Consider the following 13626-nt stretch of genomic DNA (forward strand, 5'->3'; position numbering starts at 1 on the left):
GCGTCGCTCGGGTAAAATTGCGCCCATGAGTTCCGCACATTCCCCCCGTTTCGTTCACCTCCGTCTTCACACCGAATACTCGATCACGGACGGTATCGTCCAGATCGATCAGGCCATTTCGTCTGCGGCTGCAGACGGCATGCCTGCGCTCGGCATTTCCGATCTCGCCAACCTGTTCGGGATGGTCAAGTTTTACAAGGGCTGCCGCGGCAAGGGCATCAAGCCGATCGTTGGAGCGGATGTCTGGATCGAGAACGAGGTCGAGCGCGACAAGCCTTATCGCGTGCTGCTGATCTGCAAGAACCGCAACGGTTATGGGCAGTTGTCCGAACTGCTGACGCGAGCCTATCTGGAGAACAAGCACCGCGGGCGGGCAGAACTGCGCCGCGCGTGGTTTGAAGACGGTGCCGCGAGCGATCTGCTCTGCCTTTCCGGCGCCATGATGGGCGATATCGGGCAAAACCTGGTCAACGGCAACCCCGAGATCGCCGAACTGCTGGCGGCCGACTGGAAGCGCATGTTTCCGGGCGGCTTCTATATCGAGCTGCAGCGCGCCGGACATCCCGGCACCGAGGCTTATATTCGCCAGGCGCTGGTGCTGGCGAACAAGCTCGGCCTGCCGGTGGTGGCGACGCATCCGGTGCAGTTCCTCACCCGCGAGGATTTCAAGGCGCATGAGGCCCGCGTGTGTATCGCACAGGGCTATGTGCTGGCCGACAAGCGTCGTCCGCGTGACTTTACCGAAGAGCAGTACCTCAAGAGCCAGGACGAGATGTGCGAGCTGTTCGCCGATCTCCCCGAGGCGCTCGAGAACGCAGTCGAGATTGCACGCCGCTGCTCGCTGACGGTGCAGCTGGGCAAGAATTTCCTGCCGCAGTTCCCGACGCCGGAAGGCATGACGCTGGACGACTTCCTGGTGCAGGAGGCCAAGGACGGCCTCGAGCGCCGGCTTGTCCAGCTCTATCCGAACCCGGAGGAGCGCGAGCGCCAGCGTCAGCGTTACGAGGACCGGCTGAAGTTCGAAACCGACACCATCATCCAGATGGGTTTTCCCGGTTACTTCCTGATCGTTGCCGACTTCATCCGCTGGGGCAAGGCGAATGGCGTGCCGGTGGGGCCGGGGCGAGGTTCCGGTGCCGGTTCGCTGGTGGCCTATTCGCTTGATATTACCGACATCGATCCGCTTGAGTACGCGCTACTGTTCGAGCGCTTCCTCAACCCGGAGCGGGTGTCGATGCCCGACTTCGATATCGACTTCTGCCAGGACAACCGCTATCGCGTGATCGAGTACGTGCGCGAGCGCTATGGCAAGGACGCGGTCAGCCAGATCGCCACCTTCGGCACGATGGCCTCGAAGGCTGTGGTGCGCGACGTGGGGCGTGTGCTGGATCTGCCCTATGGCCTGTGCGACAGGCTGTCCAAGCTGGTGCCGGTCGAAGGTGCGAAGCCGGTTTCACTGACCCGTGCCTACGAGATGGAGCCGCAGATCGGCGACATGATGAAGGACGGCAATGACGGCGAATCGGTGCAGGAGTTGTGGAGTCTGGCGCTGCCGCTCGAGGGCCTGTCGCGTAACGTCGGCATGCACGCCGGCGGCGTGCTGATCGCGCCGGGCAAGCTGACCGATTTCTGTCCGCTTTACATCGCCGATGGCGACGATGCGACCCCGGTGTCGCAGTTCGACAAGGACGACGTCGAAGCCGTGGGCCTGGTGAAGTTCGACTTTCTCGGCCTGCGCAACCTGACGATTATCGAGCTTGCGCTGCAGTACGTGGAGCGCGAGACCGGCAAGCGCCCCGACCTGATGAGCCTCGGCTTCAAGGACCCCGCGGCCTACCAGATCCTGAAGGATGCCAATACCACGGCGATCTTCCAGGTTGAATCGGACGGCATGAAGAAGCTGCTCAAGAAGCTTGCGCCCGACCGCTTCGAAGACATCATCGCCGTGCTCGCGCTCTATCGCCCCGGCCCGCTCGGTTCGGGCATGGTGGATGACTTCATCCTGCGAAAGAAAGGCCAGCAGGAGATCGACTACTTCCACCCTGACCTCAAGGCCTGCCTGGAGCCGACCTACGGCGTGATCGTGTACCAGGAACAGGTGATGCAGATCAGCCAGATCATCGGCGGCTACACCCTTGGCGGGGCGGACATGCTGCGCCGGGCGATGGGCAAGAAGAAAGCCGAGGAGATGGCCAAGCACCGCGCCACGATTGCCGACGGTGCGAAGCAGAAGGGCTACGATCCGGCACTGGCCGAGCAACTGTTCGACCTGATGACGAAGTTCGCCGAGTACGGCTTCAACAAGTCGCACACCGCGGCCTATGCGGTGGTCACCTACCACACGGCGTGGTTGAAGGCCCACTACTGCGCGGCCTTCATGGCCGCGACGATGTCGTCCGACCTCGACAACACCGACACGGTGAAGATCTTCTATGAAGATACCGTTGCCAACAAGATCGAGGTGCTGCCGCCCGACGTCAATGCATCCGATTACCGCTTCGTGCCCGTCGATCGCAAGGTGATCCGTTACGGTCTCGGTGCGGTCAAAGGGGTGGGCGAACCGGCGGTGCGCGCGATCATCGCGGCGCGCGAGAAAGGCGCACCCTTCCGCGACCTGTTCGACTTCTGCGAGCGTGTCGACCGTCGTCTGGCCAATCGCCGGGTCATCGAGGCCCTGATCCGCTCGGGCGCGATGGATACGCTGGAGGGGCACAAGGGGCTCGATCGCGCGCAACTGATGGCGACCGTGTCGCTGGCCATGGAGGCCGCCGAGCAGGTGGCTGCCAATGCGATGCAGGGGGGCCTGTTCGACATGATGCCCGAGGCGGCAGGGGCGGGGGTCGAGTTCGTCAAGGTGAGGCCGTGGACCGAGCGCGAGCGCCTCAAGGAAGAGAAGACCGCGATCGGCTTCTTCCTCTCCGGTCACCCCTTCAATGCCTTCAAGGGCGAGGTGCGCCGCTTCGTGCGCCGCACGCTGGCCCAGATCGAACCGTCGCGCGACCTGACCATGATGGCGGGTGTGGTGATGGAGGTGCGGACCAAGGTGGGCAACCGCGGCAAGATGGCCTTCGTGCTGCTCGACGACGGCACGCAGCCACGCGAGGTGGCGGTCTATTCCGAGGTGCTCGATGCCAACCGCGGCAAGATCGTCACCGACGAGGTGCTGGTGATCGAGGGCAAGGTCAGCAATGACGAGTTCTCGGGCGGTTTCCGCATCATTGCCGACAAGCTGCTGACACTGGGCGAGGCGCGCAGCCGTTTCGCGCGTGCGCTGCAACTGAAGCTCAACGGTGAAGTGGGCGAGAGTGGCGGCGCGGCGGCAACGGCCGACCGTCTGCAGACCTTGCTGACGCCGTTCCGCGATGGCGGCTGCCCGGTCAAGGTGCGTTATCGCAACGCCGTGGCCGAGGCGGAACTGCCTTTTGGCGACGGCTGGCGCGTGCGGCTGGAGGAAAGCCTGCTCGAGAGCCTGCGCGAGTGGCTGCCGCCCGAGGCGGTGGAAGTGGTGTATCCGAACTGACGAGGGCGAGCGCCCTGCGGGGTGCTTACACCCAGTCTTTGGGCTGCAGGAAGACGTCGTAGAGGCGGGCTTCCGGCGAACCGGCTTCGGGGTGCCAGTCGTAGCGCCATTTGACGATGGGCGGCATCGACATCAGGATGGATTCGGTGCGTCCGCCCGATTGCAGGCCGAACAGGGTGCCGCGGTCGAAAACCAGATTGAATTCGACGTAGCGACCGCGGCGATATGCCTGGAAGTCGCGTTCGCGCTCGCCATAGGGCGCGTCGCGATGACGTTCGATGATGGGCAGATAGGCGTCGACAAAGGCGTCGCCAACCGATCGCGTCAGGCCGAATGCGGTGTCGAAATCGGTCTTGCCGTCAGCGCCGAGATCGTCGAAGAAGAGTCCGCCGACGCCGCGCGGTTCGTTGCGATGCTTGAGGAAGAAATAGCGGTCGCACCATTCCTTCAGACGCGCATGCTCGGCCTCACCGCCAAACGGCAGGACCGCCGCTTTACAGGTCGCGTGAAAGTGGCGGACGTCATCCTCGTAGCCATAATAAGGCGTCAGGTCCATGCCGCCGCCAAACCACCACACGGGATCCTTGCCTTCGGCCAGGGCGATGAAGCAGCGCACGTTCATGTGCACCGTGGGGCAGTAGGGGTTGCGCGGATGCAGGACCAGCGACACGCCCATTGCCTCGAAGCGCCTGCCGGCCAGTTCTGGCCGGTGAGCGGTGGCCGAAGCCGGCATGCCGTCGCCCATGACATGCGAAAAATTGACCCCGCCGCGCTCGAAGAAGTTGCCTTCCTCGATGACACGGCTCAGACCGCCACCGCCGCCCGGTCGCTCCCATCCATCTGCCTTGAACGCCTGCCCGTCGAACTGTTCGAGGCGGGTGACGATCCGGGTTTGAAGATCGGTGAAGTAGGGCTTGACGGTGCTCGGGGTCATTGATTCTCAGCTTTGATCGTCTACGGCCGCAGCAGCAGCGCCGGTCTTCATTGCAGCGATGGCGGCCTCACAGGCGGCTGCGTCTGCAAACATCGGGCTGGTGCCGATGACCTGGCCGTTGGTGGCGGTCAGGTTGAAGTAGGGACGTCCGTCGGATGCGGTCTTCTGTGCATAGCGCTTGTCTTCGGTCGAATTCTTGCGGACCGATTCGACGCCATTGGTACAGCTTGCCTTGGCGTTGTAGCCCTCGCTGCGAACCAGGGTCTTGCCGTTTTCGCCAACGAGTTTGAAAAAGAACTCGCCGCCGGCGGACTTGGTGATCTCGAACTTAAGGGTCATCGGTTTCTCCTTCCTGCACTTGATGGGGATGTCGCGGTCAGCTGTATTCAGACCGCACCTTTACAAGCATAACCCGTGTAAAGATCATACCGCCGTGGCATATGTCCTTGTTTGACCCGATTCAACCTTTGCGCGCAACTGCGCGATAGCCGATGTCGCGGCGGTACTGGCAGCCATCGAACTGAATCGTTGCCGCGAGATCGTAAGCCGCCTTCTGCGCCGCCTTCACGTTGTCTCCGAGCGCGGTCACACACAGCACTCTGCCGCCGGAGGTGACGACTTCACCGTCGCGTTCGGCGGTACCGGCGTGAAAGACGTGTGTGCTGTCCTCGCCAGCGGGTGTCAAGCCGGTGATCGGGTCGCCCTTGCGCGGACTGTCAGGGTAGCCCGCAGCGGCAAGCACCACGCCGAGCGCGACCCGGCGGTCCCATTCGGCCTCGATCTGATCGAGTTTGCCGGCAATGGCTGCTTCGATGAGATCGGCAAGATCCGTCTTGAGGCGCATCATGATCGGCTGGGTTTCGGGGTCGCCCATGCGGCAGTTGAACTCGACCACCCGTGGCTTGCCTTCGCCATCGATCATCAGACCGGCATAGAGGAAGCCGGTGTAGGGCAGGCCGTCGGCGGTCATGCCGGCCAGCGTCGGCAGGATGACTTCGCGCATGACGCGGGCGTGGACGTCAGGCGTCACCACCGGGGCGGGCGAGTACGCGCCCATGCCGCCCGTGTTGGGGCCCTGGTCACCGTCGAGCAGACGCTTGTGGTCCTGGCTGGTGGCCAGAGGCAGTGCGTTCTTGCCGTCAGCCAGCACGATGAAGCTGGCTTCCTCGCCCTGCATGAACTCTTCGATGACGACACGTGCGCCGGCGTCGCCCATCTTGTTGTCGAGCAGCATCATGTCAATGGCAGCGTGGGCTTCCTCCGCTGTCATCGCCACCACCACGCCCTTGCCTGCGGCAAGGCCGTCGGCCTTGATCACGATCGGTGCGCCTTCGGCGTCGATGTAGGCATGGGCTTCGGCGGCGTCTGAGAAGGTCTGATACTTCGCGGTCGGTATGCCGTGGCGCAGCAGGAAGCGCTTGGCGAAGTCCTTCGAACTCTCGAGCTGGGCGGCATTCTTCGTCGGCCCGAAGATCGGCAAGCCGGCGGCGCGGAAGGCGTCGACCACGCCGGCGGCAAGCGGTGCCTCGGGGCCGACCACGGTGAAGCCGACCTGCTCGCTGCGGGCAAGCGCCACGAGGTCGGCGACTTCGGTTGCTGCCACGTTCTGCAGCTTGGGTTCGCGCGCGGTGCCCGGGTTGCCGGGGGCGACCAGAACGCGCGTGACCTTGGGCGACTGGGCAAGCTTCCAGGCCAGCGCGTGTTCGCGCCCGCCCGAGCCGATGACGAGGACTTTCATGTGCTGCTCCTGGGGCGATCAGTGACGGAAGTGGCGGAAGCCGGTGAGCACCATCGCGATGTTCTGCTCGTCGGCAGCGGCGATAACCTCGGCGTCACGCATCGAGCCACCGGGCTGGATCACCGCAGTGGCGCCAGCCTGTGCAAGGACGTCGAGACCGTCGCGGAAGGGGAAGAAGGCATCCGATGCCACCACGCAACCGGCGATCTGCAGGCCTGCGTTCTCCGCCTTGATCTTGGCAATACGGGCAGAATCCACGCGGCTCATCTGGCCGGCGCCGACGCCAATGGTCATGCCGTCACGGCAATAGACGATGGCGTTCGACTTGACGTACTTGGCGACGCGCCAGGCGAACAGCATGTCGCGCATCTCTGCTTCGGTCGGCGCACGCTTGGTCACCACCTTGAGGTCGGCGATCTGGATGCGGGCTTCGTCCGCACTCTGCACCAGCAGGCCACCGCCCACGCGCTTGTAGTCGAAGGCGCCGGCAGGCTTGCCCAGCGGGCAGGTGAGCACGCGCACGTTCTGCTTGGCACGCAGCAGTTCGAGTGCTTCAGCCGTGTAGGACGGCGCGATCAGCACTTCGAGGAACTGGGCGGAAACGGCTTCGGCTGCTGCACGATCGACTTCGCTGTTGAAGGCGATGATGCCGCCGAAGGCCGAGGTCGGGTCGGTGGAGAAGGCTTTCTTGTAGGCCTCGAGCGGCGTAGCGCCGATCGCCACGCCACAGGGGTTGGCGTGCTTGACGATGACGCAGGCGCCGGTGTCGAAAGCCTTGACGCATTCCCACGCTGCATCGGCGTCGGCAATGTTGTTGTAGGACAGTTCCTTGCCCTGCAGCTGTGCGTAGCTGGAGATCGAGCCCTCGGGCGCATTCGGCTCCTTGTAGAAGGCCGCGCTCTGGTGCGGGTTCTCGCCGTAGCGCAGGTTCTGGACCTTGTCGAAGGCGAGTTGGAAGCGCTCGGGGTAGGTCTGCTTCGACACGTCACCGACTTCGTTGGTGACCAGTGCGGTGAGGTGATTGGAGATCGCGGAGTCGTAACGTGCGGTGTGGGTGAAGGCTTTCACCGCGAGAGCGAAGCGGGTCTTGTAGCTCAGCTTGCCCGCGCCGGCCTTGAGCTCGGTCACGATGTCGGCGTAATCCGCAGGGTCGGTCACGATGCCGACGCCGCCGGCTTCATTGCCGTGGTTCTTTGCTGCAGCGCGGACCATGGTGGGGCCGCCGATGTCGATGTTCTCGATCGCATCCTCAAGCGTGCAGTCGGGGCGGGCAACGGTCTGCTGGAAGGGGTAGAGGTTCACCACAACCAGGTCGATGCGGCCGATGTCGTGCTCGGCGATGGTCGCCATGTGCTCGGGCAGGTCGCGGCGGGCGAGGATGCCGCCGTGCACCTTGGGGTGCAGGGTCTTGACCCGGCCGTCCAGCATTTCCGGAAAGCCGGTGTGATCGGCCACGTCGGTGACGTCGAGGCCGGCTTCACGCAGCAGGCTGGCGGTGCCGCCGGTGGACAGGAGCTTGACGCCGAGTCCGGCGAGTTCGCGGGCGAATTCGAGCACGCCGCTTTTGTCGGAAACGCTGATCAGGGCTTGGGTGACTTTCATCGTGGGGCCTGGCTTGGAGAGTTGAATCGGAAATCGGTGTTGCGGCGCGGCGCCATTACGGCGTGCTGCTTCGCAGCCGCAGGCGCGGCCTGTGCATCAGAGCAGGTCGTAGTCGGTCAGCTTGCGACGCAGCGTGTTGCGGTTGATGCCGAGCATGTCGGCGGCCACGGTCTGGTTGCCCTTGGCCTGCTGCAGCACGAATTCGAGCATCGGGCGCTCGACGTTGCGGATCACCATGTCGTAGATCGCAGCCGGACGTTCGCCGTCGAGGTCGCGGAAGTACTGATCGAGTGTACGGAAGACGGAATCGGCAATCTCGTTGCTGCGGCTCATGCGGCAAGTTCCTGAGGCAGTTCTTCTTCGTAGCGCAGGCGGGTGTCGGCTTCCGCGAGACGACCGAAGAACTCGTCTACTGCAGCAAGCTGTGCCGACACGTCCGGCAGTTGATTCATGGTGTGGCGGAAAGCCGCCGATCCGACCAGGCCCTTGGTGTACCAGGAGATGTGCTTGCGCGCGATGCGCACACCGGTCTCTTCGCCATAGAAGGCGTAGAGGTCGGCGAGGTGTTCGCGGCAGACCTGAAGAATCTCGGTGACCAGCGGGGGCGGAAGTTCTTCGCCGGTGCGCAGGAAGTGCTCGATCTCGCGGAAGATCCACGGCCGGCCCTGTGCGGCACGCCCGATCATGACGCCATCGGCGCCCGTGTAGTCGAGCACGAACTTGGCTTTCTGCGGGGTGGTGATGTCGCCGTTGGCGATCACCGGAATGTTCACCAGTGACTTGACCAGTGCAATGGTGTCGTACTCGGCCTGACCCATGTACTGGTCGGCGCGGGTGCGGCCATGGATGGCGATCGCACGGATGCCAGACTCCTGGGCAATGCGGGCGATGGTCGGTGCGTTCTTGTTCTCGCGGTTCCAGCCGGTACGGAACTTGAGCGTGACCGGGGTGTTTGGCACTGCATTCACGACCGCTTCGAGGATGCGGGCAACCAGGGGCTCGTCCTGCATCAGCGCGGAGCCGGCCATGACGTTGCACACCTTCTTTGCCGGGCAGCCCATGTTGATGTCAATGATCTGGGCGCCACGGTCGGCGTTGTGGCGTGCGGCCTCGGCCATCATCGCCGGATCGGCGCCCGCGATCTGCACCGAGATCGGGTCGACCTCGCCGTCGTGGTTGGCGCGACGCTGGGTTTTCGCGCTGCCGTACAGCAGCGAGTTCGAGGTCACCATCTCGGATACGGCAACGCCTGCCCCCAGTTTCTTGCACAACTGGCGGAACGGACGGTCGGTCACACCGGCCATCGGGGCGACAAAGAGGTTGTTGCGTAAGGTGAATCCGGCGAACTGCATGGGCTGAGGCGGGCGGGAAAAGAGCGGCATTTTACCCCATGCCGGGGGCGCTGGGGGGCAGCGTGGCGCGGGTGCAACCCTTCACGCCGGCTTTGGCTGCCTTGCCGCAGCCCGGTTTACGGCCAGGCGCGCGCGCCAAACATCATGCGCTTGGCCACGAAGTGCCGCAGTGGCGGGCACAGATCGAGGGCGAACAGGCCTGCGCCACGGGCGTGGCGCAAGGGGGCGATGTCGTTGCTGAACAGCCGCACCAGACTGTCGGTGAAGCGGATCGTGCCGAGACGGTCGAGGCCACGGGTGCTGCCGTATTCGCCCAGCAGCGCTGTGTTGCCGGGGTCGTCGCCACGTTCGATCAACAGGTCGGCAAATGCGCGCACGTCGCGCAGGGCAAGGTTGAAGCCCTGGCCAGCCACCGGATGCATGGTCTGTGCCGCGTTGCCGAGCCACACCGTGCGCTGCCCGACCGGGGTCTTGCGATAGCGCAGCAGCAGTGGGTAGCGCAGTCGATCGTTGACGGCGGTCAGGCTTACGCGATGACCGAAAATGGCCTGCAGGCGGGAAAGGTAGGTGTGGTCGTCGAGTTCGAGCAGGCTGTCGGCGGCGTCGGCGGCGACGACATGGACGACTGCGAAGCCCTGTGCGCAGGGCAGCAATGCCGCCGGTCCTGCGCTGGTGAAACGCTCGAAGGCGGTGTTGTGGTGGCCACCGGTGACGGCGACCTGGGAGATCAGCGCATGCTGGTGGTAGTCATGCTCGACCATGTCATCGTCGCCAGCGTTCATGCCGCCCTCGGCACAGGCGGCCAGCCGCACGGACAGCGTGCCGGCGTGCCGTCCCTTGAGGCTGGCGATGACGTCGTCCGCGCCTGGCGCGAGATGGCTGACCTCGGTGCCGTCGAGCACCGGAATGCCGGCTTCGTCCACCTTGCGCCGCAGCGCGCCAGCCAGCGCACCGGCCGGCATCACGTGCCCGAGCGCGGGAATATCGTAGTCCGCAGCATGCAGCATGGCGCGGCCGAAGCTGCCCTGTTGCGAGATGTGGATGGTCTTGATCGGGGTGGCCGGCAGGCCCTGCCACACGCCGAGCTGCTCCAGGCTGAGGCGGGTTCCATGTGCCAGCGCGAGGATGCGGGGGTCCTCGGCGGCCGCATTTGCGGCCCGCGCGTCGGCCAGGATGATGTCCAGTCCGGCGTCTTTCAGAAACAGTGCCAGTGCCAGGCCAACCGGGCCGGCGCCGACGATCAGGAGGTCATGCCGCTGCATCGGCCTGGTCCCGCATCAGGGCTTCGATCTGATCGATTTCACGCGGCACGCCATCGGTGATGTATTCGCAACCCTCTGCGGTGACGACTGCGTCGTCCTCGATGCGGATGCCGATGTTCCAGAATGCCTCGGGCACGTCGGCCGACGGGCGGATGTAGCAGCCGGGCTCGACCGTCAGCACCATGCCCGGCTCGAGTGGGCGCCACTCGCCGCCAAGCTTGTATTCGCCGGCGTCGTGCACGTCCATGCCCAGCCAGTGCCCGGTGCGGTGCATGTAGAAGCGGCGGTACTCGCCCTTTTCCATGACTTCGTCAAAACTGCCGCGGAGCAGGCCGAGGTCGATCATGCCGCGGGCGAGTACCTCGACAGCGGCTTCGTGGGGCTCGTTCCAGTGTGCGCCGGGCCGGATGGCTGCTCGTGCGGCATGCTGAGAGGCCAGCACCAGCTCGTAGACATCCCGTTGCGGGCCGCTGAAGCGACCGTTGACCGGGAAGGTCCGGCTGATGTCGGAAGCGTAGCCGTCCAGTTCGCAGCCGGCATCGATCAGCAGCAGTTCGCCGTCGCGCATGCGGCGCTCGTTCTCGACGTAATGCAGCACACAGGCGTTTGCGCCGCTGGCAACGATCGAGGTGTAGGCGGGCGCCTGGCTTCCGTTCGAGCGGAAGGTGTGCAGCAGCGCTGCTTCGATCTCGTATTCGAAGCGGCCTGGTCGGGTCTCCTGCATCGCACGGCAGTGGGCCGCGGCGGAAATGCTCGCGGCGCGGCGCATGGTGTTCAGTTCGCTGGCGTCCTTGATCAGGCGCATCTCGTCGAGGTCGGCGCGCAGGTCGCGCACCGAGTGTGGTGGCGTGACGCCGGTGCGGGCGTTGGCGCGCACGGCGTTGAGTGCGCTCATGATCCGCGCGTCCCACTCGTTGTCGTATCCGAGTCCGCACCACAGCACGGCCTGGTTGGCGAGCAGATCGGGCAGGCGCTTTTCGAGTTCGCCGATGGTCCACGCTTCGTCGAAGCCGAACAGCGCGCTGGCCGCTTCCGGCCCGTGGCGGTAACCATCCCAGATTTCGCGCTCTTCGTTCTTCTCTCGGCAGAAAAGAATCTGCTTCGGCGCATCGCCCGCAATCAGTACCAGTACCGCTTCCGGCTCACGGAAGCCGCTAAGGTAGTAGAAGTAGCTGTCGTGGCGATAGGGGTAGTGCGCATCGCGGTTGCGCGTGCGTTCCGGTGCGGTGGGCAGGATGGCAATGCCGCCGCCGGCCGCATCCATTCGCGCCAGCAGGCGCTCGCGACGGGCACGGAAGGGAAGGGTGTCCAGGTGCAGGGGATCTGTCAGAGCATTCATGGCGAAATTATGGCACGGGTCGGCGACACAGGCTCCGACCGCCGATTCGGAAAAAGGTGCGGCATGCCTCAGGGGGCACCGCGGGAGAGTGCAGCGTCGAGCGCCTGCAGGCGTTCAGGGGTGCCGACATCGATCCACTGGCCCGGGTGCAGGCTGCCACTAACCCGATCTGCATCCATTGCCGATCGCAGCAGCGGGGCGAGTTTCGCTGGAACGCCTGATGTGAGCCCATCGAAAAGTTGCGGGTGATAGGCGCCGATACCGGAAAAGGTGAGACGCGGCGTGCCGTGGGTCCGCACGCGTCCCGCATCGAGCGCGAAATCGCCATCGACGTTGTGCTCGGGGTTGGCGACCAGGACAAGGTGGGCGAGGTCGGTGCTGGCGTTCAGTCTGGCTGCGGTCGTCTGCAGGGCAGTGAAGTCGACGTCGCAGAATACATCGCCATTGACCACGATGAAGGCGCCGTCACCGAGCCAGGGCAGGGCCTGGCGGATGCCGCCGGCGGTTTCGAGTGCGCGGGTTTCCGGTGACCACGAAATGCGAACGCCGAGTGCCTGTCCGTCACCAAGTGTGTCTTCAAGCTGCTGCCCGAGGTGGGCATGGTTGATCACGAGTTCGGTGATGCCGGCGTCGCGCAGGCGTTCGATATGCCAGACGATCAGCGGCTTTCCGCCCACCGTCAGCAGCGGTTTCGGGCAGGTGTCGGTAAGCGGTCGCATGCGCTCGCCGCGACCGGCGGCGAGGATCATGGCTTTCATCAGAAGGTGTAGCCGAACTGGACCGGAACCGGGTCGAGCTTGTCGATGACCTTGAGCAGCGGGCCCAGCGCGCGATAGCGGTCGCAGGCCTTGCGCAGGTATTCCATTACCAGCGGCATGTCCTGGAGATAGGCCTCCTTGCCGTCGCGATGGCACAGACGGGCGAAGATGCCGAGCACCTTCAGGTGGCGCTGCACGCCCATCCATTCGTAATCGCGATGGAAGTCGCCGAAATCCTCGCGCACAGGGAGGCCGAGCTGGCGCGCCATTTCCCAGTAACGCGCCAGAATATCGAGTGCAAAGTCCTCGTCCCAACGAATATAGGCGTCCTTGAGCAGGGACACGAGGTCGTAGGTGATCGGTCCGTACACTGCGTCCTGAAAGTCGATGATGCCCGGGTTGATGCCGTCTTCGATCTTCATCAGGTTGCGCGAATGGTAGTCCCGGTGGACGAATACCCGGGGCTGCGAAAGGTTGGCCGCGATGATCTGGTCAAAGGCAGACATCAGCGTGGCCTCGTCCCGGGCATCCAGCGTCATCTTCTTGTGATGGCCGATATACCACTCTGGAAACAGCATCAACTCGCGCCGGAGGAGCGCCTCGGAGTACTCTGGAAGTACGTCGGGGCGGCTGGCGGCCTGAATTGCAATCAGCGAGCCGATTGCATCTGCATACAGGTGGGCGGCCTGCATCTGGTCGCACCCGGGCGCCTGCAATGCAGACAGATAGGTCGTATTGCCGAGGTCCGAGAGCAGCAGGAAGCCCTGTTGCAGGTCCTCTGCGAGCACGTCGGGAACGTGCACGCCGGCAGTACGGAACAGCCCGGCGATGGTCAGCCACGGGCGGCAGTCTTCCTGCGCCGGCGGGGCATCCATCACGATCAGACTGGGGCTGCCGTCAGCGAAACGAATGCGAAAATAGCGCCTGAAGCTGGCATCGGCCGAGGCCGGGCTGAGCTCGTAGCTGCGGCCGGAAAGCTGGCCGTCGAGCCAGTGCTGGAGTTGGGCGAGTCTGGGCAAGCAGGTTCTCCGCGATCGTTCGTGTAGAATTCGCGAGTTTATCAATACGGCTGCCTGTGCGGGCAGTCGCTCACATTCTGCCGACTGGGGTTCGCTTTGCCA

Annotated in this window: 11 protein-coding genes; 1 reads left to right on the forward strand and 10 read right to left on the reverse strand. The window is 64.4% G+C overall.

The features are described from left to right. Window positions 1-25 precede the first annotated feature (25 nt). Window positions 26-3520, forward strand: coding sequence for a DNA polymerase III subunit alpha (gene dnaE / locus AC22G6_RS10405; RefSeq protein ID WP_108950992.1), 3495 nt, complete (start codon window positions 26-28; stop codon window positions 3518-3520). Window positions 3521-3545: 25 nt separating this feature from the next. On the opposite strand, the gene hemF is transcribed toward dnaE, so the two are convergent. The 10 genes from hemF to AC22G6_RS10455 form a co-directional block, all read right to left on the reverse strand. Beyond that, a complete protein-coding gene (hemF, locus tag AC22G6_RS10410; RefSeq protein WP_487366733.1) occupies window positions 3546-4454 on the reverse strand; it encodes an oxygen-dependent coproporphyrinogen oxidase in 909 nt (302 codons plus the stop codon). A 6-nt stretch (window positions 4455-4460) separates the two neighbouring features. Beyond that, on the reverse strand, window positions 4461-4793 hold the full coding sequence (locus AC22G6_RS10415) for a YegP family protein (protein ID WP_108973336.1): 333 nt from the start codon (window positions 4791-4793) through the stop codon (window positions 4461-4463). Window positions 4794-4914: 121 nt separating this feature from the next. Continuing rightward, window positions 4915-6192 carry a phosphoribosylamine--glycine ligase gene (gene purD, locus AC22G6_RS10420; RefSeq protein ID WP_108973338.1) on the reverse strand — a complete coding sequence of 426 codons (1278 nt, stop codon included), beginning with the start codon at window positions 6190-6192 and terminating at the stop codon, window positions 4915-4917. An 18-nt stretch (window positions 6193-6210) separates the two neighbouring features. Beyond that, a complete protein-coding gene (purH, locus tag AC22G6_RS10425; RefSeq protein ID WP_487366734.1) occupies window positions 6211-7794 on the reverse strand; it encodes a bifunctional phosphoribosylaminoimidazolecarboxamide formyltransferase/IMP cyclohydrolase in 1584 nt (527 codons plus the stop codon). A 96-nt stretch (window positions 7795-7890) separates the two neighbouring features. Then, window positions 7891-8127, reverse strand: coding sequence for a helix-turn-helix domain-containing protein (locus AC22G6_RS10430; protein ID WP_108950997.1), 237 nt, complete (start codon window positions 8125-8127; stop codon window positions 7891-7893). After that, window positions 8124-9146 carry a tRNA dihydrouridine synthase DusB gene (gene dusB / locus AC22G6_RS10435; RefSeq protein WP_108973341.1) on the reverse strand — a complete coding sequence of 341 codons (1023 nt, stop codon included), beginning with the start codon at window positions 9144-9146 and terminating at the stop codon, window positions 8124-8126. Before dusB ends, AC22G6_RS10430 begins: the two co-directional genes overlap by 4 nt. A gap of 116 nt (window positions 9147-9262) precedes the next feature. Continuing rightward, window positions 9263-10408, reverse strand: a complete 1146-nt coding sequence (locus AC22G6_RS10440; RefSeq protein WP_487366735.1) for an FAD-dependent monooxygenase — start codon at window positions 10406-10408, stop codon at window positions 9263-9265. Then, window positions 10395-11747, reverse strand: coding sequence for a Xaa-Pro aminopeptidase (gene pepP / locus AC22G6_RS10445; protein ID WP_487366736.1), 1353 nt, complete (start codon window positions 11745-11747; stop codon window positions 10395-10397). The genes AC22G6_RS10440 and pepP overlap by 14 nt, the downstream gene beginning before the upstream one ends. Window positions 11748-11815: 68 nt before the next feature. After that, window positions 11816-12496 (reverse strand): N-acetylmuramate alpha-1-phosphate uridylyltransferase MurU, encoded by a 681-nt coding sequence (murU, locus tag AC22G6_RS10450; RefSeq protein WP_487366785.1) that lies wholly within the window; start codon window positions 12494-12496, stop codon window positions 11816-11818. An 8-nt stretch (window positions 12497-12504) separates the two neighbouring features. Further along, window positions 12505-13524, reverse strand: coding sequence for an aminoglycoside phosphotransferase family protein (locus AC22G6_RS10455; protein ID WP_487366737.1), 1020 nt, complete (start codon window positions 13522-13524; stop codon window positions 12505-12507). Between the last annotated feature and the right edge of the window lie 102 nt (window positions 13525-13626).

Source organism: Parazoarcus sp. PS-13 R2A, assembly GCF_057621855.1.

What these genes read in the sequence shown, in the direction of transcription:
- hemF (WP_487366733.1), bottom strand. Translation starts at nt 4,454, where the DNA reads ATGACCCCGAGCACCGTCAAGCCCTACTTCACCGATCTTCAAACCCGG.
- dnaE (WP_108950992.1), top strand. Translation starts at nt 26, where the DNA reads ATGAGTTCCGCACATTCCCCCCGTTTCGTTCACCTCCGTCTTCACACC.
- pepP (WP_487366736.1), bottom strand. Translation starts at nt 11,747, where the DNA reads ATGAATGCTCTGACAGATCCCCTGCACCTGGACACCCTTCCCTTCCGT.
- AC22G6_RS10440 (WP_487366735.1), bottom strand. Translation starts at nt 10,408, where the DNA reads ATGCAGCGGCATGACCTCCTGATCGTCGGCGCCGGCCCGGTTGGCCTG.
- AC22G6_RS10430 (WP_108950997.1), bottom strand. Translation starts at nt 8,127, where the DNA reads ATGAGCCGCAGCAACGAGATTGCCGATTCCGTCTTCCGTACACTCGAT.
- murU (WP_487366785.1), bottom strand. Translation starts at nt 12,496, where the DNA reads ATGATCCTCGCCGCCGGTCGCGGCGAGCGCATGCGACCGCTTACCGAC.
- AC22G6_RS10415 (WP_108973336.1), bottom strand. Translation starts at nt 4,793, where the DNA reads ATGACCCTTAAGTTCGAGATCACCAAGTCCGCCGGCGGCGAGTTCTTT.
- purD (WP_108973338.1), bottom strand. Translation starts at nt 6,192, where the DNA reads ATGAAAGTCCTCGTCATCGGCTCGGGCGGGCGCGAACACGCGCTGGCC.
- dusB (WP_108973341.1), bottom strand. Translation starts at nt 9,146, where the DNA reads ATGCAGTTCGCCGGATTCACCTTACGCAACAACCTCTTTGTCGCCCCG.
- purH (WP_487366734.1), bottom strand. Translation starts at nt 7,794, where the DNA reads ATGAAAGTCACCCAAGCCCTGATCAGCGTTTCCGACAAAAGCGGCGTG.